27 protein-coding genes and 1 pseudogene are annotated in these 26536 nt (G+C 69.2%); 11 read left to right on the top strand and 17 right to left on the bottom strand.

Features of this window, described 5'->3' with window-relative positions:
- Positions 1-191: 191 nt before the first annotated feature.
- From ACFU5K_RS19045 to ACFU5K_RS19035, 3 genes and pseudogenes are all read left to right on the top strand, one after another.
- Positions 192-371 (top strand): annotated as a pseudogene (locus tag ACFU5K_RS19045) (hypothetical protein); the annotation flags it as partial.
- Positions 372-423: 52 nt separating this feature from the next.
- A complete protein-coding gene (locus ACFU5K_RS19040) occupies positions 424-1179 on the top strand; it encodes a DsbA family protein (RefSeq protein ID WP_384062878.1) in 756 nt (251 codons plus the stop codon).
- A complete protein-coding gene (locus ACFU5K_RS19035; RefSeq protein WP_384062875.1) occupies positions 1176-2039 on the top strand; it encodes a cytochrome c biogenesis CcdA family protein in 864 nt (287 codons plus the stop codon). Before ACFU5K_RS19040 ends, ACFU5K_RS19035 begins: the two co-directional genes overlap by 4 nt.
- A 73-nt stretch (positions 2040-2112) precedes the next feature.
- Here the strand turns inward: ACFU5K_RS19035 and ACFU5K_RS19030 are convergent, their stop codons facing one another.
- Positions 2113-2688 (bottom strand): rhodanese-like domain-containing protein, encoded by a 576-nt coding sequence (locus ACFU5K_RS19030; protein ID WP_384062872.1) that lies wholly within the window; start codon positions 2686-2688, stop codon positions 2113-2115.
- Positions 2689-2771: 83 nt separating this feature from the next.
- Between ACFU5K_RS19030 and ACFU5K_RS19025 the strand changes: the two genes are divergently transcribed.
- Entirely contained in the window at positions 2772-3059 is a 288-nt protein-coding gene (locus ACFU5K_RS19025; RefSeq protein ID WP_010056191.1) for a metal-sensitive transcriptional regulator, read from the top strand.
- Between the two features lie 44 nt (positions 3060-3103).
- Here ACFU5K_RS19025 and ACFU5K_RS19020 read toward each other — a convergent pair whose 3' ends face one another.
- Genes ACFU5K_RS19020 through ACFU5K_RS19010 form a run of 3 tightly spaced genes read right to left on the bottom strand, consistent with a single transcriptional unit; the run spans position 3104 to position 5633 of the window.
- On the bottom strand, positions 3104-3847 hold the full coding sequence (locus ACFU5K_RS19020; protein WP_384062869.1) for a sulfite exporter TauE/SafE family protein: 744 nt from the start codon (positions 3845-3847) through the stop codon (positions 3104-3106).
- Positions 3844-4209: a rhodanese-like domain-containing protein gene (locus ACFU5K_RS19015; protein ID WP_384062866.1), complete on the bottom strand. Its 366-nt coding sequence runs from the start codon at positions 4207-4209 to the stop codon at positions 3844-3846. The genes ACFU5K_RS19020 and ACFU5K_RS19015 overlap by 4 nt, the downstream gene beginning before the upstream one ends.
- Positions 4209-5633, bottom strand: a complete 1425-nt coding sequence (locus ACFU5K_RS19010) for a rhodanese-like domain-containing protein (protein ID WP_384062864.1) — start codon at positions 5631-5633, stop codon at positions 4209-4211. The genes ACFU5K_RS19015 and ACFU5K_RS19010 overlap by 1 nt, the downstream gene beginning before the upstream one ends.
- Before the next feature lie 160 nt (positions 5634-5793).
- Here ACFU5K_RS19010 and ACFU5K_RS19005 point away from each other — a divergent pair, with 160 nt between their 5' ends.
- Positions 5794-6192, top strand: a complete 399-nt coding sequence (locus ACFU5K_RS19005; protein WP_030812994.1) for a DUF302 domain-containing protein — start codon at positions 5794-5796, stop codon at positions 6190-6192.
- A gap of 128 nt (positions 6193-6320) precedes the next feature.
- On the opposite strand, the gene ACFU5K_RS19000 is transcribed toward ACFU5K_RS19005, so the two are convergent.
- On the bottom strand, positions 6321-6734 hold the full coding sequence (locus ACFU5K_RS19000) for a MerR family transcriptional regulator (RefSeq protein WP_384062861.1): 414 nt from the start codon (positions 6732-6734) through the stop codon (positions 6321-6323).
- A gap of 396 nt (positions 6735-7130) precedes the next feature.
- Here ACFU5K_RS19000 and ACFU5K_RS18995 point away from each other — a divergent pair, with 396 nt between their 5' ends.
- Positions 7131-8636 carry a SulP family inorganic anion transporter gene (locus ACFU5K_RS18995; RefSeq protein ID WP_384062858.1) on the top strand — a complete coding sequence of 502 codons (1506 nt, stop codon included), beginning with the start codon at positions 7131-7133 and terminating at the stop codon, positions 8634-8636.
- 74 nt (positions 8637-8710) lie between these two features.
- Here ACFU5K_RS18995 and ACFU5K_RS18990 read toward each other — a convergent pair whose 3' ends face one another.
- The 4 genes from ACFU5K_RS18990 to ACFU5K_RS18975 all read right to left on the bottom strand — a co-directional run bounded on the left by ACFU5K_RS18990 (position 8711) and on the right by ACFU5K_RS18975 (position 11350).
- Complete coding sequence (locus tag ACFU5K_RS18990; RefSeq protein WP_384062856.1) at positions 8711-9133, bottom strand: VOC family protein; 423 nt, start codon at positions 9131-9133, stop codon at positions 8711-8713.
- Between the two features lie 69 nt (positions 9134-9202).
- Entirely contained in the window at positions 9203-9415 is a 213-nt protein-coding gene (locus ACFU5K_RS18985) for a hypothetical protein (protein WP_384062853.1), read from the bottom strand.
- 761 nt (positions 9416-10176) lie between these two features.
- The gene (locus ACFU5K_RS18980; RefSeq protein WP_384062850.1) at positions 10177-10524 is read right to left on the bottom strand and encodes a DUF1330 domain-containing protein; all 348 of its coding nucleotides are present in this window, start codon (positions 10522-10524) and stop codon (positions 10177-10179) included.
- A 268-nt stretch (positions 10525-10792) separates the two neighbouring features.
- Positions 10793-11350 (bottom strand): NAD(P)H-dependent oxidoreductase, encoded by a 558-nt coding sequence (locus tag ACFU5K_RS18975; protein WP_384062848.1) that lies wholly within the window; start codon positions 11348-11350, stop codon positions 10793-10795.
- Positions 11351-11470: 120 nt separating this feature from the next.
- Here ACFU5K_RS18975 and ACFU5K_RS18970 point away from each other — a divergent pair, with 120 nt between their 5' ends.
- On the top strand, positions 11471-12124 hold the full coding sequence (locus ACFU5K_RS18970) for a TetR/AcrR family transcriptional regulator (RefSeq protein WP_384062846.1): 654 nt from the start codon (positions 11471-11473) through the stop codon (positions 12122-12124).
- Here the strand turns inward: ACFU5K_RS18970 and ACFU5K_RS18965 are convergent.
- Positions 12099-13340 carry a damage-control phosphatase ARMT1 family protein gene (locus ACFU5K_RS18965; RefSeq protein WP_384062843.1) on the bottom strand — a complete coding sequence of 414 codons (1242 nt, stop codon included), beginning with the start codon at positions 13338-13340 and terminating at the stop codon, positions 12099-12101. The genes ACFU5K_RS18970 and ACFU5K_RS18965 overlap by 26 nt on opposite strands.
- Before the next feature lie 186 nt (positions 13341-13526).
- Between ACFU5K_RS18965 and htpG the strand changes: the two genes are divergently transcribed.
- Positions 13527-15440: a molecular chaperone HtpG gene (htpG, locus tag ACFU5K_RS18960; protein ID WP_384062840.1), complete on the top strand. Its 1914-nt coding sequence runs from the start codon at positions 13527-13529 to the stop codon at positions 15438-15440.
- A 447-nt stretch (positions 15441-15887) separates the two neighbouring features.
- Positions 15888-16682 carry an SGNH/GDSL hydrolase family protein gene (locus ACFU5K_RS18955; RefSeq protein WP_384062837.1) on the top strand — a complete coding sequence of 265 codons (795 nt, stop codon included), beginning with the start codon at positions 15888-15890 and terminating at the stop codon, positions 16680-16682.
- 157 nt (positions 16683-16839) lie between these two features.
- Here the strand turns inward: ACFU5K_RS18955 and ACFU5K_RS18950 are convergent, their stop codons facing one another.
- Complete coding sequence (locus ACFU5K_RS18950; protein ID WP_384062835.1) at positions 16840-17259, bottom strand: nuclear transport factor 2 family protein; 420 nt, start codon at positions 17257-17259, stop codon at positions 16840-16842.
- A gap of 138 nt (positions 17260-17397) precedes the next feature.
- Between ACFU5K_RS18950 and ACFU5K_RS18945 the strand changes: the two genes are divergently transcribed.
- On the top strand, positions 17398-19257 hold the full coding sequence (locus tag ACFU5K_RS18945) for a S9 family peptidase (protein ID WP_384062834.1): 1860 nt from the start codon (positions 17398-17400) through the stop codon (positions 19255-19257).
- Positions 19258-19319: 62 nt separating this feature from the next.
- Entirely contained in the window at positions 19320-20117 is a 798-nt protein-coding gene (locus ACFU5K_RS18940; protein WP_384062831.1) for an SURF1 family protein, read from the top strand.
- Positions 20118-20367: 250 nt separating this feature from the next.
- Here the strand turns inward: ACFU5K_RS18940 and ACFU5K_RS18935 are convergent, their stop codons facing one another.
- The 6 genes from ACFU5K_RS18935 to recR all read right to left on the bottom strand — a co-directional run bounded on the left by ACFU5K_RS18935 (position 20368) and on the right by recR (position 26526).
- Entirely contained in the window at positions 20368-21648 is a 1281-nt protein-coding gene (locus ACFU5K_RS18935) for a hypothetical protein (RefSeq protein ID WP_384062828.1), read from the bottom strand.
- Between the two features lie 47 nt (positions 21649-21695).
- Positions 21696-22271 (bottom strand): SigE family RNA polymerase sigma factor, encoded by a 576-nt coding sequence (locus ACFU5K_RS18930; RefSeq protein WP_384062825.1) that lies wholly within the window; start codon positions 22269-22271, stop codon positions 21696-21698.
- Between the two features lie 359 nt (positions 22272-22630).
- Entirely contained in the window at positions 22631-23695 is a 1065-nt protein-coding gene (locus tag ACFU5K_RS18925; RefSeq protein WP_384062822.1) for an aspartate-semialdehyde dehydrogenase, read from the bottom strand.
- Positions 23692-24963: an aspartate kinase gene (locus tag ACFU5K_RS18920; RefSeq protein ID WP_329038755.1), complete on the bottom strand. Its 1272-nt coding sequence runs from the start codon at positions 24961-24963 to the stop codon at positions 23692-23694. Before ACFU5K_RS18920 ends, ACFU5K_RS18925 begins: the two co-directional genes overlap by 4 nt.
- Before the next feature lie 220 nt (positions 24964-25183).
- Positions 25184-25843 (bottom strand): DUF5063 domain-containing protein, encoded by a 660-nt coding sequence (locus ACFU5K_RS18915; RefSeq protein WP_384062819.1) that lies wholly within the window; start codon positions 25841-25843, stop codon positions 25184-25186.
- Between the two features lie 83 nt (positions 25844-25926).
- Positions 25927-26526 (bottom strand): recombination mediator RecR, encoded by a 600-nt coding sequence (gene recR, locus ACFU5K_RS18910; protein ID WP_099173476.1) that lies wholly within the window; start codon positions 26524-26526, stop codon positions 25927-25929.
- Between the last annotated feature and the right edge of the window lie 10 nt (positions 26527-26536).

Genomic DNA, 26536 nt, shown 5'->3' with positions numbered 1-26536 from the left:
CGGCGAGCTCGGCGGCCTGCGCCTCCGCAGCCTCGACCTGCCGCTGGAGCAGCCCGATCACCGCGAGGAGATCCTCACGCGACGCGGACTCGAAGACGGACGACACGAGCACGGATCCTGCCGCACCCGCCCACCACCTGTCACATCGTCAGACAAAGCCCCAGACCACGACCTTCTGAATGCTTACCCTCGCTGTGGGCTGTCCGGTGTGCAACAAGCTCGTCCTCGTGCTCCTGGGAGCGTCTGGTGCCATGAGCTACTGGGCGCCCCTGCAGCCCCTTCTGGCGGTTCTGTCCGTCGGGCTGCTGGCGGAGGCCGCGCTGCGGCGACTGTCCCTGCAGAGGCAGTGCCCTCTCCCCGCTGCCGCCTGATTCGCGGCCAGTTCCTCCAGCCCATCTCCCTCCTCCACATCTGAGGTGTGCCATGACGTCTTCGACCTCTTCCTCCTCTCCTCTCCGATCCCGCAAGCGGTCCCTCACGGCGCTTGCGGCGATCGTCGCCGCAGCGGCGACCGCCGTGTTCGCCTTCACCCTTGATGCCCCCGAACGGCGTGACGCCGCGAAGCCCGAGTCACCTGTCGTCAGTACCGAGTCGGCGACGCCGGAAGGCGCCGACGAGAGTCTGCTCGCGCTCGCGCGCCGGGACGGGGGCGACGCACTGGCCGTGGGCAAGGCCGACGCCCCGGTGGTGATGATCGAGTACTCCGACTTCCAGTGCCCGTTCTGCGGGCGCTTCGCCAGGGAGACGGAGCCGGCACTCCTGCGTTCCTACGTCGACAAGGGGGTGCTGCGAATCGAGTGGCGCAACTTCCCGGTGTTCGGTGAAGAGTCGGAGCAGGCGGCGCTCGCTGGATGGGCTGCTGGTCAGCAGAAGAAGTTCTGGGACTTTCACAAGGTCGCCTACGGCGAGCCGCGGGAACGGAATCAGGGCGAGTTCTCCAAGGACAGGCTGGTGTCCATGGCGCGTGAGGCGGGGATCGCCGACCTTGAGCGGTTCCGCTCGGACATGGCGTCCGATGAGGCCCGTAGCGCTGTGAGCAAGGATCAGGAGGAGGGATACGGCCTCGGCGTGACCAGCACCCCTGCCTTCCTCATCAACGGCAAGCCGGTCCTGGGCGCGCAGCCGACAGCGACGTTCGAGCAGGCCATCGACGCCGCTGCAAAGGCGGCACGACGGTGAGCGAGGTCGGCCTCGCGATGGCCTTCCTGGGCGGGCTGCTCGCGCTGCTGAGTCCATGCAGCGCACTGTTGCTGCCGGCGTTCTTCGCCTACTCATTCACGAGCCGGACGAAGCTGGTCGCGCGGACGGGGCTTTTCTACGTCGGGTTGTGCACCACGCTCGTGCCACTCGGGGTGGCCGGTTCCTTCGCCAGCCGTCTCTTCTACGGACACCGCGACACACTGGTGACGGTGGGCGGATGGACCATCATCGCACTGGGTGTGGCACAGATCGCCGGCTTGGGTTTCGGATCGCGGCGCATGGCACAGGCAGCCGGGGCGCGGCGCTCGGGTTCGGCGCTGTCGGTGTTCGCGCTCGGAGCGGTCTACGGGCTCGCGGGCTTCTGCGCTGGGCCGATCCTCGGAGGCATCCTCACCGTAGCGGCGGTGGACGGAGATCCCTTGCACGGCGGGGCGTTGCTGGCGGTCTACGCGATGGGGATGGCCTTGCCCATGTTCGCGCTCGCTCTGCTGTGGGACCGGTTCGATCTGGGCCGCAGAAAATGGCTGCGCGGACGGCCCCTTCAGGTGGGGCGGTGGTCTCTGCACAGTACGTCGGTGCTCGGCGGGCTGGTCTTCGTGGCGCTCGGCTCGCTGTTTCTGCTCTTCGACGGGACGTCGGCGCTGCCGTCGCTGATCAGTACCGATACGGAATTCGCGCTGGAGCAGCGGCTTTCCGGTATCGGTGCTGTGGTGTCCGACCGGCTCGTCCTGCTGGTTCTCGCGGCCGGGGTCATGGTGGCGGCGCTGTACGTGCTGCTGCGGCCCGTCCGGAAGCGGCGCAGTGACGTCGAGGAGCGAGAACCCTCTGCCCAGAGCTGACGTGTTATGCCGAGCGGCAGGTGCAAGGGCGGGGGCCCGGTCAGCCGGGCCCCCGCCCTTGTGGCGCTGCAGATCAGCGGCTGCGCAGTTCCGCCAGCGTGCGGTCGAGGTCGAGGGCACGGGGGCGGTTGTACGGGAGCTTCGCGAGGATCGCGGCCATGCCGCAGGTGTTGGTGAGCGCAGAGAAGACCAGCCCACCAGCGATGCCGGCCGACAGGATCTGGAAGGCCGGGTGGATGAGAACGCCGAGCAGAAGGCCGAGCAGGACGAGGGCACCAGCAGTGAGACGGACCTGGCGCTCCATGCCCCACACGGTGCGGGCCGAGCCCTGAGGACGGTGGAGTTCGTGCCCGCTGGCAGCCCAGGCTCCGGTGCCGCCGGAGAGGGTCGTGGTGGTGATGTCGTTCTCAGCGAGGATCTTGCAGGCGTTCTCGGAGCGGGCACCGGATGCGCAGACGACCAGTACGTCTTGGCGGTGTGCCGCGTGGCGGATGTCGGGCAGGGCGCGCTGGATGTGGTCGAGGGGGATGTTGAGGGCGCCGGGCAGGTGACCTGCGGCGTATTCGCCGGGGGTACGGACGTCGATGACGGTCAGTTCGTGCAGGCGGGTGCGGGCTTCACCGGTACCAAGGGCGGTGGGCGTGGTCATGGAGGGTGTCATCCTTTGCTGTCGGCAGGGCTCCCATACAGGGGAGTATATTTACCCCTGGGGGTATGTGGTGAGGAGTGATGATGGAGCTTGATCTGGCGGGTGCGGAGCTGAAAGCGGTTCTGAACCGATTGCGCCGTGCACAGGGACAGATCTCCGGGGTGATCCGGATGATCGAGGAGGGGCGGGACTGCGAGGAGGTCGTGACGCAGTTGGCGGCTGCGTCCCGGGCTCTGGACCGGGCCGGTTTCGCGATCATCGCCACCGGGCTCCAGCAGTGCCTGACCGAGATGGAGGACGGCAGTCGCTCCGGCGAGGACCGGGATGAGATGCGCGCCCGACTGGAGAAGCTGTTCCTGTCCCTGGCCTGATGGGGCCGGCTGGAGCGCGGCGGTGGTGATGCTCACCGCTCGGCTCAGATGACGACGTCTATGAGCATCCAGAGCGCCACCGCCAACAGAACGTAGGCGAAGATGCGCTGCAGGCCCTGCCCGCTGATCTTGGTGGACAGGCGCTTTCCGTCCCAGGCGCCGAGGATCGCCGCTCCGGTGAAAGGGGCGATCACTTCCCAGCGCAAGTCTCCTCCAGCTCCTGTTCTGGCGGTGAGGGCGGACAGGGAGTTGACGGTGATGACCAGCAGACTGGTGCCCACTGCCTGCTTCATCCGCAGCCCGAGAACGCTGACCAGGGCGGGGACGGCGAGGAACCCCCCGCCTACGCCGAGGAACCCGGTGACGGCACCGAGCCCGGCTCCGGTGGCGGCCGCTTTGGCCGGACGTATCCGCTCAGGCGGCGCCGATTCGGTTGGACGCAGCATGCGCAGGGCGGCCAGGGCGGCGATGGCTGCGAACGCTGTGGTGAGTACGGCGGACGGCAAGTGCCCGGCGGCGGCTCCGGCGAGGAAGGCGGGGACGATGCCCGCGAGCGCGAACGGCGCGCCGGCCTTCCAGGCGACGTTGCCGTCGCGGGCGTGGGCGTACAGGGCGGTGGCAGAGGTCGCGGTGACAATGATCAAGCTGGCGGTGGTGGCCGAGGCCGGGGAGAAGCCGAGCAGGTAGATCAGGGCGGGGACCGCGAGGACGCTGCCGCCACCGCCCAGGGCGCCGAGGGCCAGACCGATGACGGCCCCGGCGATGAGAGCGAGGACGAGGGTGCTCACGCTATCTCGCCGCTGTTCCCGCGCTCGTCGACGACCGGATACCCGGCGGCGGCCCACGCGTTCATGCCGCCCTCCACGTCCACCGCGTCCGCGCCCCGTTCGGCCAGGAGCTTCGCGGCATGCTGCGAGCGGTGCCCGCTACGACAGATCACCACCAGCGCCCGACCCTGCGCGGTCGCGGGCAGTGCTCCACCCGCGACCAGGCCGGTCAGCGGGGCGTGCACGGCGTTGGGGGCATGCCCGGACTTCCACTCGTCTTTCTCGCGCACGTCCAGCAGAACGGCATCGGACTGATCACCGTTGGTGATGGCCTGCGCCTCGTCGACGGACACGCGCTTCTGGCTCTTGCGGAAGAGGAGCATCAGATACTCGCCTCATCTTTCGTCGGCGCCCCGCGCAGGGGCGCCGGCCTGGTGCCGGGGCAGCCTGTCAGGACGGTCAGCCCGGCCTTCTCGGCAGCGTCGAAACCGTCGTCCACGGCCACCACCCGCCGACCGGCGGCATCCAACAGGGAGGCGGCGATGCCCGCGCGCATTCCGCCCGCGCAGTGCACCCACACCGTCCCGTCCGGTACCTCACCGATGCGGCGGTGCACCTGGTGGATCGGGATGTGCACCGAGCCGGCTATCCAGCCTTCGGCGCGCTCGGAATCACGGCGCACGTCCAGCACCACGACCTCGTCCATGTCCTGACCTGCCAGCTCGGCGAAGGTGGCGCGGGCGAACGAGGCAGGACGCTCCCCTTCGCGCAGCCATTGCGCCGGGCCGCCGGTCGCGGCGGAGGCGGGCCGGTCGATGCCGACGCGGACCAGCTCCCGTTGGGCCGCCGCCAGCTGCTCGGCACTCTCGGCGAGCAGGGTGACGGGCTTGCCCCACGGAATCATCCAAGCCAGATACGTCGCGAGCTTGCCGTCCAGCTCGAAGTTGAACGAGCCCGCGACATGCCCCTCGGCGAAGGCGATCCGGCTACGCAGGTCCACGACCCACTCCCCGGCCGCGAGCCGGGTGGCGATCTCCTGCGGATCGGCGACCGCGGGCGGAGTCATGTCGACCGGGTCGGGCCCGCCCGCGTTGGCCGGGCCCATGTGCGTGTAGTAGGCGGGCACGTCCTCCAGGCCGGCGAGCAGGTCGGCGACAAATGTGTCCACATCCACCGTCAGGGCCGCGTTCGCCGTCTTCTCCTTGCCGATCGTCGTGCTGTCGCCGTCGGCCTGCGCGGAGGAACAGAAGCTGCCGAACCCGTGGGTGGGCAGCACGGCCGTCTCGTCGGGAAGCGCTTCGGCCAGGCGGTGCGCCGAGGCGTGCTGGGCACGCGCCAGCTCCTCGGTCAGACGGGGCTCGACGAGATCGGGACGACCGACCGTACCGATCAGCAGGGACCCACCGGTGAACGCGGCCACCGGCCGGCCCGCCTCCCGCAGCACGTACGCGGTGTGGTGCGGAGTGTGACCGGGAGTCGCAATCGCCGCCAGGTCCAGGTCGGCGGCGCTGTCGATGTCGACCGCGTCCCCGTCGTGCACGGGAGTGCGGGCGAAGGAGACGTGCGCACCGGCGGGCACCAGGTAGACGGCGCCCGTGATCCGGGCCAGCTCCAGTCCGCCGGTGACGTAGTCGTTGTGGATGTGGGTCTCCACCACGTGCGAGATACGCACCCCCCGCCGGGCGGCCGCTGCCAGCACCTGATCGATGTCCCGGGGCGGATCGACGGCCACAGCAGCCGCCGGACCGCCGGCGAGGTAGCTGCGGTTGCCCAGACCCTCCAGCTCGATCACGTCAACGAAAAACACCGTGATGCTCCTTCCGTACGAAAATTACCCCCTGGGGTATGTGATCCACCGTAACACCCTTACCCCCGGGGGTATATTTCGACTCAGGTGGCAGCAGTCATCCGTACTACGGATCGGCCGTTTCGCCGGCCGACCGCTCCCGCAAACGAGGAGGCAGGCAATGGGCTACGACCGCACCGTGAGCGTGAAGGGGTCGTTCGAGCAGGTTCAGCGCGAGGTCCGTGACGCACTGGCCGAGCAGGGTTTCGGGGTCCTGACGGAGATCGACGTGCAGGCCACGCTGAAGGCGAAGCTCGGGCATGACATGGAGCCCTACCTGATCCTCGGCGCCTGTAACCCACCCCTCGCACACCAGGCCCTGGAAGCCGACCGCTCGATCGGTCTGCTGCTGCCGTGCAACGTCGTCGTGCGCGCCGACGGCGACCAGGTGGTCGTGCAGGCCGTCGATCCCGGCACCATGGTCACACTGACCGGACTCGATGCGATGGCGCCCGTGGCCCGGGAAGCCACTCTCCGCCTGGACGCCGCCCTCGCCTCCCTGAAGGGAACCGGCGCGTGAGGACCGACGCCGAGAACCACGCGCGGACGGGGCACTGATCAGCTGGCCCGGGCCGCCCCGGCCCGGGCGGGGCGGGGCTGCCCGCAGGGTGAGGCGGTGCCGGCCGGGGGTGACGCCGCGGTGCGGTTCTAGACGCGGGCGGCCGGAGCGTTTTGCTCCAGGCGGGCACCCAGAGTGTCGGCGAACTCCTCGGCCCGGGCCAGCTGAATGCGCAGCTTCTCCACCTGCTCGGCGGCGACCTGCCGGTAGGTCCGCACCCGCTCCAGCAGCGCCTCGCGCTCGCCGTCGTCGAGAGCGTCGTCGCCGTCCAGGCGGTCGGTGGCGTCCAGCAGGTCGCGCATCTGCTCCAGGGTGAAGCCGAGCGGCTTCATCCGGCGGATGACCATGAGGCGGGCGACGTCGGTCTCGGTGTAGAGGCGGAATCCGCCCTGAGAGCGGGCGGAGGGGATGACCAGGCCGGTCTCCTCGTAGTGCCGGATGGTGCGCAGCGACAGCTCCGTCCGCGCGGCGACCTCGCCGATCTGCATGTGCTTGCCGTCCACGCCCGTGTCCCTGACCCTTTCTCGTGGCGGGCCGCGTCCTGTGCGACCCCGCACCTCTACCCTAACGTTACGGTAGAGTTGATGAAGGTGAGGGCGGCGAGGCTGCCCCCTACTGCCGTTTCCGGGGCCGATGACGCCCCCGGCGAAGATCCGATTCTTGCAGGAGAGAGCGTGCGCGAGCCCACGACGCTGACCGCCGCCCCCTGCCCGCCGTGACCCTTCGCCCTCGGACGTGACCCACCCGGCCGGGCACCGCCCAGGCCCCGGCTCGCGTCCCTTCACGACTTCCCGGCCCGCCTCGGGCCGCCCGCGGGATGCCGACCGGCCTCCCGCGCCTCCTCCCGCACGCCCCGGCCTGCCCCGCGGTGTGCCCGAGCACGACAGGTACGCATCTCCTTGTCTTCTGCTGCTGTGACTCCCGCCGCGCGGCTGCGCGGCCTCAAGCCCGACTGGCTCAACAACCCGAAGGTCTGGCGCACCGAGATCCTGGCCGGCGTGGTCGTGGCCCTCGCGCTGATCCCCGAGGCGATCTCCTTCTCGATCATCGCCGGCGTCGACCCGGCAGTCGGCCTGTTCGCCTCCTTCACCATGGCCGTCGTCATCTCCATCGTCGGCGGACGGCGCGCGATGATCTCCGCTGCCACCGGCGCCATCGCCCTGGTCATCGCCCCGCTCAACCGCGAGCACGGCCTGGGCTACCTGATCGCCGCCGTCATCCTCGGCGGTGCCATCCAGGTGATCCTGGGCGCGCTCGGGGTGGCGAAGCTGATGCGCTTCGTGCCCCGCAGCGTGATGGTCGGCTTCGTCAACGCCCTCGCGATCCTGATCTTCGTGGCACAGGTGCCCGAGATGCACGACGTGCCGTGGGCGGTGTACCCGCTGATCATCGGCGGGCTCGCGCTGATGGTGTTCTTCCCGAAGGTCACCAAGGTGATCCCGGCCCCGCTCGTCTCGATCGTCATCCTGACCGTCATCACCGTCGCGGCCGGCATCGCGGTGCCCACCGTCGGCGACAAGGGCGACCTGCCGTCCTCCCTGCCGGTGCCGGGCCTGCCGGACGTGCCCTTCACCATGGACACCCTGACGACGATCGCGCCGTACGCGTTCGCGATGGCACTGGTCGGCCTGATGGAGTCGCTGATGACGGCCAAGCTCGTCGACGACATCACCAACACCCACTCCTCCAAGACCCGCGAGTCCATCGGCCAGGGCATCGCCAACATCGTCACCGGCTTCTTCGGCGGCATGGGCGGCTGCGCCATGATCGGCCAGACCATGATCAACGTGAAGGTCTCCGGCGCCCGCACCCGCCTGTCCACGTTCCTGGCCGGCTCGTTCCTGATGGTGCTGTGCATCGTCTTCGGCCCCGTCGTCTCCGACATCCCCATGGCCGCCCTGGTCGCCGTCATGGTCATGGTCGCCTTCGCGACCTTCGACTGGCACTCCATCGCCCCCACGACCCTCAAGCGGATGCCCGCCGGTGAGATCGCCGTCATGGCCATCACCGTGATCGTGGTGGTCGCCACCCACAACCTCGCCATCGGCGTCGTCGTCGGCTCCGTCACCGCCATGGTCATCTTTGCCAAGCGCGTCGCCCACCTCGCCCGCGTCCACAGCGTCCTCGACCCCGACGGCACCACGGTCGTCTACCGGGTCACCGGCGAACTGTTCTTCGCCTCCTCCAACGACCTCGTCGGCCAGTTCGACTACGCCAGCGACCCCGACAAGATCGTCATCGACCTGTCCGAGGCCCACGTCTGGGACGCCTCCTCCGTCGCCGCCCTGGACGCGATCGAGACCAAGTACGCCCAGCGCGGCAAGACCGTGGAAATCACCGGGCTGAACGACCTGAGCGCCGACCTCCACGGCAAGCTCACCGGCGAACTCGCCGGCAGTCACTGACCCCGGCGCCGCACGCCAACAGCACAGGACCCCGGCCGCCCCCGGCCGGGGTCCTGTCATCTCTGCCCGGCGCCCTACTCCGGTGAAGGGCCCCAGTAGGTGCCGAAGGTCCACAGGTTGCCCTCCGGGTCCTGCACCGTGCACACGTACGCCGCAGCCCCCGACCCGAACCGCGTCTCGTGCGGCGCTTCGAGGACCTCGCCGCCCGCGTCCACCACCCGCCGGTGCACCGCGTCCACCTCGTCACTCACCACGTAGACCGCGCTGGCGCCCGCCCGCATCCGCCCGTGCACGCTGTCCGTGTGCCTCGTCGAGCCGAACACCAGCGCACCACCGCCAGGCCAGCGCAGCTCCGCGTGGCCGATCCCGCCGTGCTCATCCGGCGCGGCGACCACCTGCTCGAAACCCAGCACGTCGACCAGGAAGCACAGCGCCGCCTCCCTGTCGTCGTAGTGCAGGACCGGCCAGACGGAGGACAGGGAGACATCAGGCGCCATACCGATCATCGTAGGCAGACAGGCACCAAACCCCACGAAAGCACCAAGAACGGGCTCCGCCCACAGCTGTCAGCCCCATTGCGTGATGCACTGGCCCTGGTCGGTGAGGGGCACCTCGAACCCGGCTCGTGAGAAGCCCCGCAGAGACTCCTCGGGCCCCACGAGCTCGATCAGGGTTCGGGAGGCGGTCCAGTTCGCGTTGCAGTGCGGTGAAGCGGTGAAGTCGTCGGAGACGGTGTAGGTGCGCGGGAGTGCCTTCGTCTCCCTCGCTTGCGGCCTCATCCGCTGCCGAAACCGGAGCATCTGCGGTTTCGCGAACTTCAGCTGAGCTCCGTGAACGCTGCGGCGGGCGGGAGTTCATCAGCCAAGCGAGCGTGCACCCTGTCGCAGCTTCTGGGCCTCCACGACGCGACTGTGTCCCGCGCCTTCGACGACTTCGCGCCGCTCGGGATCCAGCCCTACGGCAGGTTCCCGTTGGGCCGATCTGGCTGGCGCAGAGCAATCTACCCGTGAACCGGGGGTCCTCGGTTGCCTCCTTGGACCCGGAACCGATCGAACGCCCGGGGGCCGCACCGCGGTGCGGTGGCATCGAACTCGCCGAACTACCGTCACGGCTTCAGCGGACGCAGCAAACCAGCATGGTCGGCAACTACACCAGCGGGAGGCGGGTTCCCGCCGTCTCGCTGTCCTGGCCCAACAGCGACACGATCGTCGGGATCAGCAGTGCCCCTCCGGCATTGCCCGTTCGCTTGCTTCCGCAACGCGACTAGCCGCCCAGCATCCGAGGCGAGCCCTCGGCCTTGGAGCCCTCGCTGGGAGAATCCTGGGAGAGAATCTTCTCCCTGATACCAACCGACACCCCTCGGAACCACCTCATCCCTACCCCCTGACCTGCAGCTCTAGACCCGCAGGTGCCGATCCCGCCCGACCCTCATTCGGGAAGAAGAGGTCGTGGGTTCAAATCCCGCCACCCCGACAGATGAAACACCAGGTCAGGCGCCTTCTCTCAGCAGAAGGCGCCTGACCTGTTTCGTGCGTGCGAGCTACTCGGCGGACAGGCCCTCGCGCATCGCCTTCGCGGTGGTAGTGGGGTCGTATCCCTCGGGGACGCCTTCGACCATGATGATGTCGCCCTCGATGTGCCGTGAGCGCAGTGGTGCGATCGCCTGATAGGCGGGCGAGTCCCACCAGGCCCGCGCTTCGGAGATGCCCGGGAAGCCGATCAGTACGACGTGCCCCGGCCAGCTGCCCTCCTTCACCTCGTGCGGTGTGGCGTGCACCAGGAAGCGGCCCCCGTACGGCTCGAAGGTGCCGGCGATGCGCTCGATGTATTCGATGATCTCCGGGTGGGGGTCGGCTTCCGCGAGGTGGGCTATGGCGTATGCGGGCATGGCGTCCTTCCGGTCAGAGGTGGGCTCCGTACGCCAGGATCATGACATTCGGCCCTGCCGGGGACGACGCACTTTTCGGACCGCGGATCCGCTGCCCCTGTGGCGCCCGCACAACCCCGTCCGGGCCTCACGACCGGCCGCAGACGACGTGTGGGCCCGGCCCTGCCACTGACTCCTCAAGAGGAGGGAACAGGACCGGGCCCACACGAGCCGGTCATGGCTTCGGCGGCGGAGCCGCATCCTCGGCGGGTGTACGCCGAGGGACTGATCAGGCAGCCGCTGCGGTGCTCTCGGCGATCTGGCTGAGAACCTCGGTCAGCGAGGTGACGACCTCGGCGTCGTCCGCCGGGTGGAGCTCGGCGAAGCGGATCACCGAACCCGGGATTGACAGCTTGACGTCCGCGAGAACGGTCGCGCCCGCGACGCCGGCCGCCTTGCGCGCCTCGTCCTGGGCCCACACGCCGCCGAACTGGCCGAAAGCGGTACCGACCACCGCAACCGGCTTGGCGGCGAGGGCGCCGGCACCGCGCGGGCGCGACAGCCAGTCGATCGCGTTCTTCAGGACGGCCGGCATCGTGCCGTTGTACTCGGGCGAGAACAGCAGGAACGCGTCGGTCCGGCCGGCCGCCTCGCGCAGCCGGGCGGCCGCGGCGGGCACGTTGCCCTCGACGTCGATGTCCTCGTTGTAGAACGGGACGTCCACGAGGCCTTCGTAAAGCTCGACCTCGACGCCCTCAGGGGCGTGCTTGGCCGCCGCCTCGGCGAGCTGGCGGTTGTGGGAGCCGGCGCGAAGGCTGCCGACGAGAGCGAGAATGCTTACAGACATGGGGGAAGCTCCTGGGGAGACCGAGACTGCAGAAGTAAGCGGACTGTAGTCCGTTTAAGGTTGTACCACCTCAAACGGACTGCGGTCCACTTCTCTTCTTCCATCGCTACCCTTGAGGTCATGACCGCCCCCCTGCCCCCGCTGCCCGGGCTGCCCGACCCCGGCGACACGCGCACGAGCCTCACGCTCGCAGCCGTGGGCGAACCCGAGCACCTCCGGGCGGACGCGGCACGCAATCGGGCGCTCCTGCTGGAAGCCGCTTCGCGGCTCCTGGCGGAGTGCGGAGCCGCGGACCTCACCATGGAGTCGGTGGCCGCGGCGGCGGGGGTCGGCAAGGGCACCGTCTTCCGGCGATTCAAGGACCGTACCGGCCTCCTCATCGCGCTCCTCGACCACCGGGAGTCACTGCTCCAGGCGACGTTCCTCTCGGGGCCTCCCCCCATGGGGCCGGATGCCCCGGCTGCCGAGCGGCTGCACGCTTTCGGCCCGGCCGTCATGCGCCACGAGCGCGATCACCACGAGCTCATCCTGGCCTCACGCACCGATCCGCTGCGCACCTTCGCCATTCCCGCCTACCGGCTGCGGCTCAGTCACGTCGCCATGCTGGTGCACCGAACGGGCGTGACCGGGAATCCGGAACTGCTCGCCCACTCGCTCCTCGCATCGATCGACACCCCCCTCGTCCACCATCTGACCTGTGAACGAGGCGTGTCAATCGCGCAGTTGGAACAGGGATGGCACGACCTCGTCAGCCGGCACGGCGTGGCACGCTGAGCAGTCCGCCCCGCCCGGCGCGCACCTGGACCAGAGCATGTGTACCGCTGGTACGCCACGCCCGGCCGGATTCCTCCAGGCGCGCCACGGTGCGCGCATCCAGACCCACGACGACATCGGACTTCAGCGTCCGCAGTGCCGCGACGGCACCGGGAAAGTGCGCGGTGACGTCCGCGAACGGTGTCGTGGGCGGCCACAGCCGGTCACCCACGAGCCGACGGTAGTTGAGGTCGCCCTTCAGGATCGTCAGTGTGGCGCCGGCCAGGTCGGCCCGGAGGTCCTCAGGCATCAGCTCGTACGCGAACGGAGCACAGTAGAAGGGGTGGGTACGCACTTCGAGCCGCCCCGCTCCCATGGCCTCCCAGACGCGCCTGCCGATCACACCCGCTTCGCCGGGGGCTCCGGCCAGGCGGCGCAGGCAGTCGACGACATCGGCCGTCATCGCGTCCGAAACGTAGTACGGGCGGGGTTTCACATGGAGAACCACCCGATCCGCGTGCTCGTGTTCGAGCAGGTGGTCGATGAGGATCAGGTCGGGAATGAGCTCGCGTCCGGTGTTGTCCGCGATCACGGCGACGGTGGCCCGCCCACCCGCGGGCAGCACCGACCACAACTGCCCCGTGTCGTCGGCGACCAGGCTGTGGTCCGGCTCGCCGAGGGAGGGCTCGTCGGCCGAAGGGCGGAAGCCCAGATCGGCACGGTTGCCCCAGAGCGAGGCCTGGAGCAGGGCATTCGCCCGCTCACCTGCGGGAAGAGCGACGAGGCCATCCAGGGACCTGAGCTCCTCGTCCACCGTGGCGCCGTGCAGTTCGGCCCGTTTGAAGGGGGCGAAGGGGTCGACACCCTGCCACGGCCCCTCGTCGAAATACCCGACCGCCTGCAGCAGCCGGCGGTAGAAGTAGCTCTCCGCCCAGAGGAACGGGGCGTCGAACCACGGCCGCCCGAAGTGCTCATACCCCTGGTCCAGCCAGAACCCCCGGTCCGGACTCGCGGGGCCGGGCGGTTCGACGACACCGTGGATGATCTCGTGCTGCAGGTCGTCGAGGGCACGGTGGCGGCCGGGTCCGTAGGGGAAGGCGTCCCGCACCTGTTCGATGAGGGCCGGATGGCGCTCGGCAAGGACCCCCCGGGCGAACGTGCCGGGCTCCCGGCATGTGATCACCGGTGGCAGTCCGGAGTCCCGCGCGGTGCCGGAAGCAGTTCGCTCATCGCCCATGCGCCCAGTCTGCCCGCACGGGCTCACCGGCTCCGGCTACGGGTGCTCGTGTCCGCCGTCAACGTCCGCCGCACCGGCGGGTCGCACCGTCAACAGCCGGGGGCGAAGCAGCACATGGGCGCACCGGAGGGTGGTTACGATATGTGTCGACTCAGATGATTTAACCAAGAGAGGGAACCCGCACCCATGCCGGCCGAGACATTCGAGTTCCAGGTAGAAGCGCGCCAGCTCCTGCAGATGATGATCCATTCGATCTACTCGAACAAGGACGTCTTCCTCCGTGAGCTCATCTCCAATTCATCGGACGCGCTGGACAAGCTGCGCCTGGAGAGCCTCCGCGACGACACGCTGCGGGCCGACTCGTCCGACCTCCACATCGGCATCGAGGCGGACCCGGAGAAGCGCACACTGACCGTGCGCGACAACGGCATCGGAATGTCGCACGACGAGGTCGTGCAGCTGATCGGGACGATCGCGAATTCCGGTACGGCGAAATTCCTCCAGGAATTGAAGGAAGCCAAGGACGCCACCGCGTCCGAGGAACTCATCGGGCAGTTCGGTGTGGGCTTCTATTCGAGCTTCATGGTCGCCGACGAGGTGACCCTGCTGACCCGGCGCGCAGGCGAGGAGACCGGTACACGGTGGCAGTCCGGTGGTGAGGGCACGTACACGGTCGAGACCGTGGACGACGCCCCGCAGGGCACGTCGGTCACGCTGCGGCTCAAGCCGGAGGACACCGAGGACAAGCTCTTCGACTACACCTCGCCCTGGAAGCTGAGGGAAATCGTCAAGCGGTACTCGGACTTCATCACCTGGCCCATCCGCATGGCGGCGGTCTCGGGTGAGGAGGACGCCGAACCCGGGACGGAGACGGTCAACTCGATGAAGGCCCTTTGGGCCCGGTCGAAGGACTCCGTGACGGACGAGGAGTACAGCGAGCTCTACAAGCACATCAGCCACGACTGGACCGATCCTCTGGAGACCATCCGCATGCAGGCGGAGGGGACCTTCGAATACCAGGCCCTGCTCTTCCTCCCGTCCCACGCACCGCAGGACCTGTTCATGCAGGACCACAAGCGGGGAGTGCAGCTCTATGTGAAGCGCGTATTCATCATGGACGACTGCGAAGCCCTCATGCCGACTTACCTTCGGTTCGTGAAGGGTGTCGTGGACGCACAGGACCTCTCGCTCAACGTATCGCGCGAGATCCTGCAGCAGGACCGCCAGATCGAGATGATGCGGCGACGCCTCGTCAAGAAGGTGCTTTCGACGGTCAAGGACATGAGGTCCAAGACACCTGAGAAGTACACGACGTTCTGGAAGGAGTTCGGGCGGGTCCTCAAGGAGGGACTGTTCCAGGACTTCGAGAACCGGGACGCGATCCTTGAGATCGCCTCCTTCTCCTCGACCCGGGACGAGGAGGAGCAGACGACCCTGCGCTCGTACGTGGAGCGGATGAGGGAGGGTCAGGAGCAGATCTTCTACATGACGGGTGAGTCGCGCTCCGCCATGGAGAGCTCGCCCCACATGGAGGCGTTCCGCGCCAAGGGCTTCGAGGTGCTCCTGCTGACCGATCCCGTCGACGAGGTCTGGGTCCAGTCCGTGCCGGAGTTCGACGGCAAGCAGTTGCAGTCCATCGCCAAGGGCGAAGTCGACCTGGACAGCGACGAGGAGAAGAAGGAGATCGAAGCCGAGCGTGAGAAGCAGCAGCAGGAGTACTCCGGGCTCCTCACCTGGATGACCGAGCAGTTGGGCGACACCCTGAAGGAGGTGCGCCTCTCCTCACGGCTCACCGTCTCGCCCGCCTGCATCGTCTCGGACACGCACGACGCCACCCCGGCCCTGGAGAACATGTACCGCGCCATGGGCCAGGAGGTGCCGCGCACCAAGCGGATCCTGGAGCTCAACCCGTCCCACGGGCTGATCAGCGGCCTGAAGAAGGCTCACGACGCGAGGGGCGACGATCCTGACGCCTCCGCCGAACTCGCCGAGACGGCCGAACTCGTCCACGGGCTGGCCCTCCTCTCGGACGGCGGCGAGCTGGGCGACCCGTCCCGCTTCAGCAGGCTCATGGCGGACCGCCTCGAACGCACGCTGTAGTCCGGAGCATCCCCAGCACCGCGGCCGCCAGGACTCCTGGCGGCCGCGGTCGTGTGAGGGCGCCGGGCGGACACGAAGGCCGGACCGCCACAGGCCGACGCGGAAGCGGGAAGGGAACCGCCGGCGAGGGGGCGGACACACGGCGCCCTGAGCGGCGCGTGTGACGACGGTACGAGGGTGTGCACCGGCTGCCGGTCCGAACGGACGGCCACTCGCAGAGAGTGACGCAGAGAAGTCACGGAGAGTGTCGAAACGGCCCGCCCCTTCACCATTCGAGGCCCCTCCGAAGGTTTATCTACGCGCGGAGCATCGACACCCGAACGATCATTCGGGCATATCAGACGACTTCCTCCGAGGCCACTTACCGACGGGTACCGGGAGCTGCTAGAAACATGCTCGCCCCACGAACTCCCCCCTCGTCCCCCACGTTTCGAAGGGCTGGCAGCCATGTCAGTACGAACCTTCCGGGCCTCCCTCTTCACTCTCGCGATCGCCGCCGTGGCCGCACTCGGCATCGCACCACCCGCATCCGCCGCAGGGGCCGACTACGTGGCTCTCGGTGACTCCTACTCCTCCGGAGTGGGCGCCGGCAGCTACACGTCGGAGAGCGGCAGCTGTAAGCGCAGCACCAACGCGTACCCGTACCTCTGGACGAACGCCAACAATCCGGCGTCGTTCAAGTTCGTCGCCTGCTCGGGCGCGACGACGTCATCCGTGGCGAGCAGCCAGCTGAGCGCGCTGACTTCGTCGACCACGCTCGTCAGCGTCACGGCCGGCGGTAACGACGTCGGATTCGCGGACGTCATGCAGACGTGCGTCCTGCAGAGCGAGGCCACCTGCGTGAACCGCGTGAACACGGCGGTCTCACAGATGCAGAACACCCTGCCGGGCGCGCTCGACTCGCTCTACGCGGGCATCCGTTCGCGTGCCCCCCAGGCCCATGTGGTCGTCCTCGGGTACCCGCGCTTCTACAAGCTTTCGGGCAGTTGCATCGCCGGGCTCACGGAGACCGAACGCGGGTCGATCAACAACGCCTCGGACGTGCTGAACGGGGTGCTCGCCAAGCGGGCGGCAGACGCGGGCTTCACCTACTCCAGCGTCGTGGACGAGTTCACCGGGCATGAACTCTGCTCGGGAGACGCCTGGATCCACAGCGTGTCCATCCCCATCACCAACTCCTACCACCCGAAGGCAGTCGGGCAGTCGAACGGCTATCTGCCGGCCTTCCGCTCCGTCGCATAGCGCGTGCAGAGCGCGGATGTCGTGCGGTGGTGTCTCCCGGCCGTGCCAGGGGGCACCGCTGCTGAGCACGTCCGGTGCGGACCGGACGGCCCCGCCTCGGCCGCGCGCACGTCGGGCCCGTTGCCGGCACACCCCGGCGGGCACGTCCCGGCCGGGCTCAGTACCTCTCGACGAGGTGCTCCCGGCCCGCCGGCGGCTCGTACGGCTCGGGCCAGAAGTCCGTCACCTCCGTGATCCGGCCGGCAGCGTCGAAGCTGAAGAAGTGGACGGCCGGCATCTCCTCGCCCGCGACGGTGAAACGGGTCCGGGCCGCCGCCTGCCGCCCGTCCCCGTCGGCGACGATCCGCTCGATTCGCACACTCCAGTCCCCCGGATACTCCTGGTTGAAGCGGACGTACCGCTCCTTGCCGAGAACGCGTTCGCGGGTCTGCGGCAGGTCGTACACCACGTCGGCGGAGAGGGTGGCGGCGAACGCCTCCCAGTCGCGAGCGTCCGCCGTCGCCCAGTACGCCTCCACCGCGGCGCGCAGCCCTGTCGCTCCCGACGTCGTACCGGATTTGCCGGCTATCTCAGTCATGCTCCGAGTATGGCGCCCGCCACTGACATCGTCGTACGCGGAGTTTGGAACCGGAAAGTTACCCACAGGCCGGGGTGCGCGCGAGCGGTTATCCACAGGCCGCTCGGCATCGCGGCCACATCGGGTTGGATGGGGGGCATGAGCGACACACAGAACGACGTGCCCGTGCCCAAGACGGAGAAGGAACCGCCGCAGTGGGAGCAGCGGTTCCGCGCTGCCCGGGTCTCCCTGCCCGACTGGGCCGAGGACGCCCCCGACCGCGCGCTCTTCGTGTCGAACGCCACCGGCACGTACGAGCTGTACGCGTGGGACCGTGCGACCGGGAAGCAGCGGCAGGTCACCGACCGGCCCAACGGAACCACGGACGGGGTGCTGACGCCGGACGGCCAGGATGTCTGGTGGTTCTCCGACACCGACGGCGACGAATTCGGCGTTTGGATGCGCCAGCCTTTCGGCGGCGGCACGGACGAGGCCGCAGCGCCCGGTCTCGAAGCCTCCTACCCGGCCGGGCTCGCGATCGGTCGGGACGGGACGGCAGTCGTCGGCCGCTCTACCGACGAGGACGGCACGACCGTGCACCTGGTGCGCCCTGGGGCCGAGCCCGTCGTGATCTACCGGCACCGGGAGTCCGCCGGGGTCGGCGATCTCTCCCACGACGGGGACCTGATCGCCCTGGAACACACCGAGCACGGCGACGCGATGCACTCTGCATTGCGAGTGGTGCGCACGGACGGCTCGACGGTCGCCGAGCTGGACGACACCGAGGGCGGCACGAAGGAGCTGGGCCTGGCCGTGCTGGGCTTCGCCCCGGTGGCCGGTGACACCCGGCTGCTGATCGGGCACCAGCGGCGCGGGCGCTGGGAGCCGATGATCTGGGACCCGGTCGCGGGGACACAGACGGACCTGCCGATCGATCTGCCGGGTGACGTGGGTGCGGAATGGTATCCGGACGGCTCGGCCCTGCTGATCGAGCACAGCTTCGAGGCACGCAGCGAGTTGTGGCGGCACGAGCCGGGGACCCAGGACACGATCCGGGTCGAGACCCCCGCGGGCACGGTGTCCGGCGCCACGGCACGGCCCGACGGCACGGTGGAGTACCTGTGGTCGTCGGCCGAACAGCCCCCCGCCGTGCGTTCCACGACGGGCGCGGTCGTCCTCGACCCGCCCGGGGCCAAGGCACCCGCGTCGGTGCCGGTGCGGGACGCCTGGGTCGACGGCCCCGGAGGCCGCATCCACGCCCTGGTCCAGACACCGGCCTCCGGTGACGGACCGTTCCCCACGGTCTTCGAGATACACGGTGGACCGACCTGGCACGACAGCGACGCCTTCGCCTCGGGGCCCGCCGCGTGGGTGGACCACGGCTTCGCCGTCGTGCGGGTCAACTACCGCGGCTCGACCGGTTACGGCCGCGCCTGGACGGACGCCCTCAAGCACCGGGTCGGGCTGATCGAACTCGAGGACATCGCGGCGGTCCGGGAGTGGGCGGTGGAGTCGGGGCTCGCGGACGCCGAGCGGCTGGTACTGGCAGGCGGCTCGTGGGGCGGCTACCTGACCCTGCTCGGCCTCGGCACGCAGCCGGACGCCTGGGCACTCGGTCTGGCCGCGGTCCCCGTCGCCGACTACGTCACCGCGTACCACGACGAGATGGAGGCCCTGAAGGCCATGGACCGCACCCTTCTGGGTGGCACACCGGAGGAGGTTCCCGAACGCTTCGAGGCCTCGTCCCCCCTGACGTACGTCGACGCGGTGCGCGCGCCCGTCTACATCTCGGCCGGCGTCAACGACCCGCGCTGCCCCATCCGCCAGGTGGAGAACTACGTCGACCGTCTCTCTGCCCGCGGCGCCGTCCACGAGGTGTACCGCTACGACGCCGGTCACGGCTCGCTCGTCGTGGAGGAACGCATCAAACAGGTCAGGCTGGAGCTGGACTTCACGCTGCGGCACCTGGGAGCAGCGACGGCGGGCCGTGCCGGGGAAGGCCCGGGGCCGAAGGCGTAAGGTCCGGATAAATGGTGCACCCCGCTCCCGGCGCCCGGATGGCGGAACCGTACCGTAGAGGGGTGTACCGGTTCCTGCTGACCCCGCGATGGTGGGGGATCAACCTCTTCGCCGTGCTGGCCATGTCGTTCTGCGTGTTCATGGGCACCTGGCAGCTCGGCCGCTTCGAGGACCGTGTCCAGACCCATGAGACGGCCGGGGAACGCCCGGATCCGGGCACCCGCGCCGCGAAACCGGTCGACGAGTTGCTGCCGGTGAGCACGGAGACCTCCGGGCGCCCGGCCGTGGCGACGGGGACGTACGAGGACCAGTTCCTCGTGCCCGGGCGCGAACTGGACGACCGGGGCGGCTTCTACGTGCTGGATCTGCTGCGTACCGACAGCGGCAAGGCACTGCCGGTCGTCCGGGGCTGGCTGCCGGGCGAGCCCGGCGGCACCGACGTCCCGGCGGCGCCGTCCGGGGAGGTCACCGTGACCGGTGACCTGCAGGCGTCCGAGAACAGCGGAACCAAGGGCGTTGATCTCACGGGCGGCCTGCCGAAGGGCCAGGTCGGCATGATCAGTGCCGCTTCCCTGGTGAACCTCGTCCCGTACGACGTGTACGACGCCTGGGTCACCCTGCCGGAAGGCGGTTCGGGTGGTCCTGCCGGGTCGGGCGATTCAGGTGGCGGCATGAAGCCGGTGCCCGCCGCGGCTGCGCAGGGCAGCGGGCTCGACCTGAAGGCATTCCAGAACCTCGGCTACACCGGCGAGTGGTTCGTGTTCGGAGGCTTCGTGCTCTTCATGTGGTTCCGGCTGATGCGCCGCGAGGCCGAAGCAGCGCGGGACGTGGAGCTGGGGCTCGCGGCCGACGCCGACTGAACCGGGGCGTGCCCTGAGGAGGCGGCCGGAGAAGCGGGCCTGAGAAAAGTGCCGTCCCGATCGGCTCCCAGCACGAGGCCGGCCGCGTGGCGCGCCGGTGCGCGGGCGGGACGGCTGCGTGCCCGGTCGGCTGCGGCCCCGGGGGCGGGCGGCTTCTCCATGGGACGAAGGAAGCGGCGCCGCGGCATGGAACGAACCGGCCCGCCGGAACCTGGCCGGTTCCCGGCGGGCCGCGGATCGTGTCGGGTCACTACGAGGCTTCCAGTACGCCCGTCCGGTAGATCGTGCCGGCACAGGCGTTGGAGATCGTGGTCTCCGCGGTCGGCGCACCGGCCTCCGGGGTGTGCGTCACCGCGATGCTGCCGTCCGCAGGCCCTTCGTCCGCACTGCCGGACTGTGCCGTGGTGTCCTCCGTACCGGCGGTGGTCCCGGTGCTGTCACCGCCGCCTCCGCCGCCGTCCGTAGGCGTCGGACTGGGTGTACCGACAGTGGTCGGGCAGGTGTCCGAAGGCACCCACGCGAAGCGCACCTCGTACGCCATCGCGGGCTTCAGGACCACGGTCCCCGGCTCCAGCGAGGGGTCGGGCAGCCCGGACGCCGCGTCCCCCGCGATGTGCTGAACGACGCTGATCTTCATCGGGTCCGCGGCGCCTGCCGCCTGGAAGCCGACGGTGCCGTCGGTGGTGACCGAACACGAAGTCCCGGACTTGTTGGAGATCTTGAACGCCCCGTAGACCGTGCCCTTCGCACCGGCGGCGCCCGCCTCGGCCGAGGCGACGCGGAGCTGAACGGGCTCGCAGGCGGTGGCCGCACCGGGCTTACCGTCCGGGATGTCGCCGCCGTCCCCCTTCCCGCTGCCCTCCGCGTCGGGGCCGGATCCCTCGGAAGGGGTAGAGGAGTTGCCGTTCTCGCCCTCGCTCCCCTCGGTGCGGGAGTCCTCGGGACCAGCCGGCCGCGGGCCGTCGGCCCCGCTGCCCGCAGCCTCGCCGCTGCCGCCCTGCGCCTGCTGCCCATGACCGGCCATGGCCGGACTGGCAGTGGCCGAACCGTCCGAGTTCGCCACGTGGACGAAGGCGGGAACCGCCGTACCGATCAGCAGCGCCGCGGCCGCGGCACCCACCAGGGCCTGACGCCGCCTGGCCCGCCTGGCCGGCACAGCCCGTTGCAGGTGATCAAGGGTGCCGGTCGAGGGTTCGAGGCCCTGGACAGCGCCGCGCAGCATGAGCCGCAGCTCGGCCTCACCCATGTCCTCGCCTTCGCGGGCGCCGCCGAAGGCTCCACCCGGCCCGCCATCGCTCGCACCGCCGGCCGTACCGCCGGAGGCAGCACCGGGCATGCCCCCGAACAGCTCGCTCAGCGTGCCACCCCCACCGGGCGCGAGGCCACGGCCCTCGGTATCGCCGGGCGCAGAAGCGTCGGCTGCGTCACCTGGGGCCGCTTCGGCGCCGTCGACGCCTACGTCCTTGCCCTGCTTCTGCTCACCGTCCCGCTCAGGCTCGGTGTGCGGGGTGTCGTCCGGCCCGTCGTTCACAATTCCGTTTCCAGTCCGGTCATCGTCGTGCCTGTGTTCGGGCCCGCTCACGCCTGCGCCTCCATCACAAGGCGCAGTGCGGCTATGCCCCGGGATCCGTACGCCTTCACCGAACCGAGCGATATGCCCAGTGTCTCGGCGACCTGAGCCTCCGTCATGTCCGAGAAGTAGCGCAGCACCAGCACCTCGCGCTGACGGCGCTGCAGCCCCTTCATCGCCTTGATCAGCGCGTCCCGCTCCAACTGGTCGTACGCGCCCTCCTCCGCGCTCGCCATGTCGGGCATCGGCTTGGAGAGCAGCTTCAGCCCGAGGATGCGGCGCCGCAGCGCGGAGCGGGAGAGGTTGACCACGGTCTGCCGGAGATACGCGAGCGTCTTCTCCGGGTCCCGTACGCGGTTGCGCGCCGAGTGCACCCGGATGAACGCCTCCTGCACCACGTCCTCGCAGGACGCGGTGTCGTCCAGCAGGAGGGCGGCGAGGCCCAGCAGCGAACGGTAGTGGGCGCGATAGGTCTCGGTCAGATGATCGACCGTCGTTCCTGCCGCCACCGTCTCCTCAGCGCCCTCGCGCTGCGAAGGCAGCCGGGCGGAGCGCGCGGCGCGCATGGGCGCAATCACCGGCATACCGCCGGGTGCGCGGGGCCGCCGGAGCGGGCGCACCGAAGCGCCTCGCAACGGGCCCACCACTGTGATGTCGAGAACCTCTGCCACGCCAGTTGGACACTCATCCCCCCGTCAGGGTTGTACGCCAACGGCACCGCGTTCGATGCTGTGCGACATGCCCTCATTCGTACCTGCTCTTCCCCAAACGCCCCGAAAACGCATCCAGCCACGCAAGAAGTGACGATGTAGACGCGTCGCATCCGACCAGCGGTTGCAGATGCCGAGGAGATCATCGTCGGATACGACAACACCCCAGCTCAAGGGGTTCGCACCAGCGATTTACCCACAGGGTGCGCACAGATCCTACAAAAGGGGTTCGATCAGGTCCGGGGAAATTCTGCGGCTACGGACTCGGCGATCTGGGCCACGTTGAGGGCCGCGCCTTTTCGGAGATTATCTCCGCAGATGAACATCTCGACGGCACGCGGATCGTCCATCGACTGCCGCACCCGGCCCACCCAGGTCGGGTCGGTTCCCACCACGTCGGAGGGCGTGGGGAAGTCCCCTGCCGCCGGACTGTCGAAGAGCACCACACCGGGCGCGGTCGCCAGGACCTCGTGCGCGCGGTCCACCGAGACCTCGTTCTCGAAGCGGGCGTGCACCGACATGGAATGCGTCGCGATCACGGGTACGTACACACAGGTCGCCGTGACCTTCAGGCCGGGCAGGCCCAGGATCTTGCGGCACTGGTCACGGATGGCCAGTTCCTCGGACGACCAGCCGTCCCCGGCGTCGGTCCCGGCCCACGGGACCACGTTCAGCGCCACCGGCGCGGCGAAGGGGCTCTTCTCCCCGTCGCCCACGGCCCGCCGCACGTCCCCGGGCCGCGTGCCCAGCTCCGTGCCCACCACCAGCGCGAGTTGCTCGCGCAGCGCGGTGACGCCGTCCCGGCCCACGCTGCTCACGGCCTGGTAGGAGGAGACGATCAGTTCCCGCAGCCCGAATTCGGCGTGCAGAGCGCCGACGGCGACGATCAGCGACAGCGTCGTGCAGGTCGGGGACGCGACGATGCCGCGTGGCCTGCGCCGCGCGGCATGCGGGTTGATCTCGGGCACGACCAGGGGCACTTCGGCGTCCATCCGGAACGCCGCAGAGTCGTCCACGACCACGGCGCCCCGGGCGGCGGCAACGGGCCCCCACCGGGCGGACACCTCGTCCGGCACCAGGAACAGGGCCACGTCCACCCCGTCGAACACGTCCTCGAAGAGAGCGAGGACCTCGGTCTCCTCGCCGCGCACGACCAGCTTGGTACCGGCCGAGCGTGGGGAGGCGACCAGTCTGACCTCGCCCCAGACGTCCGCGTGCTCCGAGAGGATCTGGAGCATGACGCCGCCGATCGCCCCGGTCGCCCCCACGACCGCGAGCGAGGGGCGGCGTACGGTCATCGGCCCGTGCCCCCGTAGACGACGGCCTCGTCGGAGTCGCTGTCGAGTCCGAAGGCGGTGTGCACGGCGCGCACGGCCTCGTTGACGTCGTCGACACGGGTGACCACCGAGATACGGATCTCGGACGTCGAGATCAGCTCGATGTTCACGCCCACGTTCGACAGCGCCTCGAAGAAGCCGGCGGTCACGCCGGGGTTCGTCTTCATGCCCGCGCCGACGAGGGAGATCTTCGCGATCTGGTCGTCGTAGCGCAGGGACTCGAACCCTATGCCGGCGCGACTGCGTTCCAGGGCGTCGATGGCCTTGCGGCCGTCCGCCTTGGGCAGCGTGAACGTGATGTCCGTCAGGCCGGTCGAGGCGGCGGAGACGTTCTGCACCACCATGTCCATGTTGATCTCGGCGTCGGCGATGGCGCGGAAGATCGCGGCGGCCTCGCCCGGCTTGTCGGGCACACCGACGACGGTGACCTTGGCCTCGGAGACGTCGTGGGCGACTCCGGAGATGATCGCGTGCTCCACCAGCTGGTCCCCTTGCGGCTCGTTGCTGACCCAGGTCCCGCGCAGTCCGGAGAAGGACGAGCGGACGTGGATCGGGATGTTGTAACGGCGTGCGTACTCGACACAGCGGTGCAGCAGCACCTTGGAGCCGGACGCGGCCAGCTCCAGCATGTCCTCGAAGGAGATCCAGTCGATCTTCCGGGCCTTCTTCACGACCCGGGGGTCGGCGGTGAAGACACCGTCCACATCGGTGTAGATCTCACAGACCTCCGCGTCCAGCGCGGCTGCCAGCGCGACGGCGGTCGTGTCGGACCCGCCGCGGCCGAGGGTCGTGATGTTCTTGCCCTCCTGGCTCACTCCCTGGAACCCGGCGACGATGGCGATGTTGCCCTCGTCGATCGAGGTCCGGATGCGGCCGGGCGTGACATCTATGATGCGCGCCTTGTTGTGGACCGAGTCGGTGATGACACCGGCCTGGCTGCCCGTGAACGACTGGGCCTCGTGACCCAGGTTCTTGATCGCCATCGCCAGGAGGGCCATGGAGATCCGCTCCCCGGCGGTCAGCAGCATGTCGAACTCACGACCGGCGGGCATCGGGGATACCTGTTCGGCGAGATCGATCAGCTCGTCCGTCGTGTCGCCCATCGCGGACACCACGACAACCACCTGGTTGCCGTTCTTCTTGGCATCCACGACTCGCTTGGCGACGCGCTTGATGCCTTCGGCATCGGCTACGGAGGAACCTCCGTACTTCTGCACGACAAGGCCCACGTGCGCTCCTCGCTCAATAATGGTGCGGTCGGCTCAGTTTAACGAGCAGCCCGGAATCGACCTGTCGATACCGGATGGTGAGATGTCCCGCCCACCACGCGGAACGACGTGTCGCTCCGAACTGCTCGTAGCGGGCTGCTGCCCCGCTTCGTGGAACCGCAAGCCTGTTTGTGGCCCAGGACACAGCGGAGGCGGATTCCGCCGGAGCCTTCGAGGCCGGCTACAGGACCGGCCGCAGACCCAGGGGCCCGGCGATCTCCGCTGCCATCACACGGCCCGCTTCCTCGACCAGGTCGCCGTCACCGGGGTCCTGGTCGATGTCCAGCCCGTCGAGCTCCTGGAGCGGCTGATTGAGCCGGATGTGCGCGATGAGGGACTGGAGGGCACGCAGGGCGGCCGACGCGGTGGAGCCCCAGTTGGAGAAATACGAGAACTGCCACCACCACATGGCCTCCGCCGTGCGGTCCGCCTCGTAGTGCGCCAGACCGTGACCGAGGTCCGTGACCAGATCGGCCAGGTCGTCGGAGATGCGGTGCGGCACCGGGGCCTTGCGGGGCTCGTACGGGTCGAAGACCTCGGAGTAGACGTCGATGGGCTCCAGGAGCTCCGCGAAGCGCTCACGCAGGCCGTCGGCGTCCGGTTCCGGGCCGAGATCGGGCTCGTAGCGCTCGTCCGGGAGGATGTCCTGGTAGGCGCCGAGCCTGCCGCCTGCCAGGAGGAGCTGCGACACCTGGAGGAGGAGGACGGGGACGGCCGTCTCGGGCTCGTCCGCCTTGGAGACCTCGGTGACCGCGACGATGAACGTTTTGATCTGGTCCGCGATCTGGACGGCGAAGTCGTCCGGGTCCTGCGTGACGGAATTCAGCGTGGCGTCAGACATCGAGGGGACCTCCCGTGGGCACGGTCGCGAACGGTGGGTAGAACATAGCGCCGCCGAACATAAAGCCGCCATCAGATGTCAGGTCACACATCGAGCAGTCGCCTCCCCTCGAAGGCACGGCCGAGCGTGACCTCGTCGGCGTACTCGAGGTCGCCGCCGACCGGCAGTCCGCTCGCCAGCCGTGTCACCCGCAGGCCCATCGGCTTGACCATCCGGGCCAGGTACGTCGCCGTGGCCTCGCCCTCGAGGTTCGGGTCCGTCGCCAGGATGAGCTCGGTGATCGAGCCGTCCGCGAGCCGGGCCAGGAGTTCCCTGATGCGCAGATCGTCGGGGCCGACGCCCTCGATGGGGCTGATCGCGCCGCCGAGCACGTGGTAGCGGCCCCGGAACTCACGGGTCCGCTCGATCGCCACGACGTCCTTGGGCTCCTCGACCACGCAGATGACCGAGCGGTCGCGGCGCGCGTCGCGGCAGATGCCGCACTGCTCCTGCTGGGCGACGTTGCCGCAGATCTCGCAGAAGCGGACCTTGTCCTTGACCTCGAGGAGGGCATGGGCCAGCCGGCGTACGTCGGTGGGTTCCGCCTGCAGGATGTGGAAGGCGATCCGCTGCGCGCTCTTGGGACCGACACCGGGCAGCCTGCCCAGCTCGTCGATGAGCTCCTGAACCACGCCTTCGTACAACGGAACGCCT

Origin of the sequence: Streptomyces sp. NPDC057428, assembly GCF_042803195.1 — a bacterium.
Lineage (GTDB): Bacteria > Actinomycetota > Actinomycetes > Streptomycetales > Streptomycetaceae > Streptomyces.
Note: the sequence above shows the minus strand (reverse complement) of the source record. Positions and strands in the feature narration are given on the sequence as shown.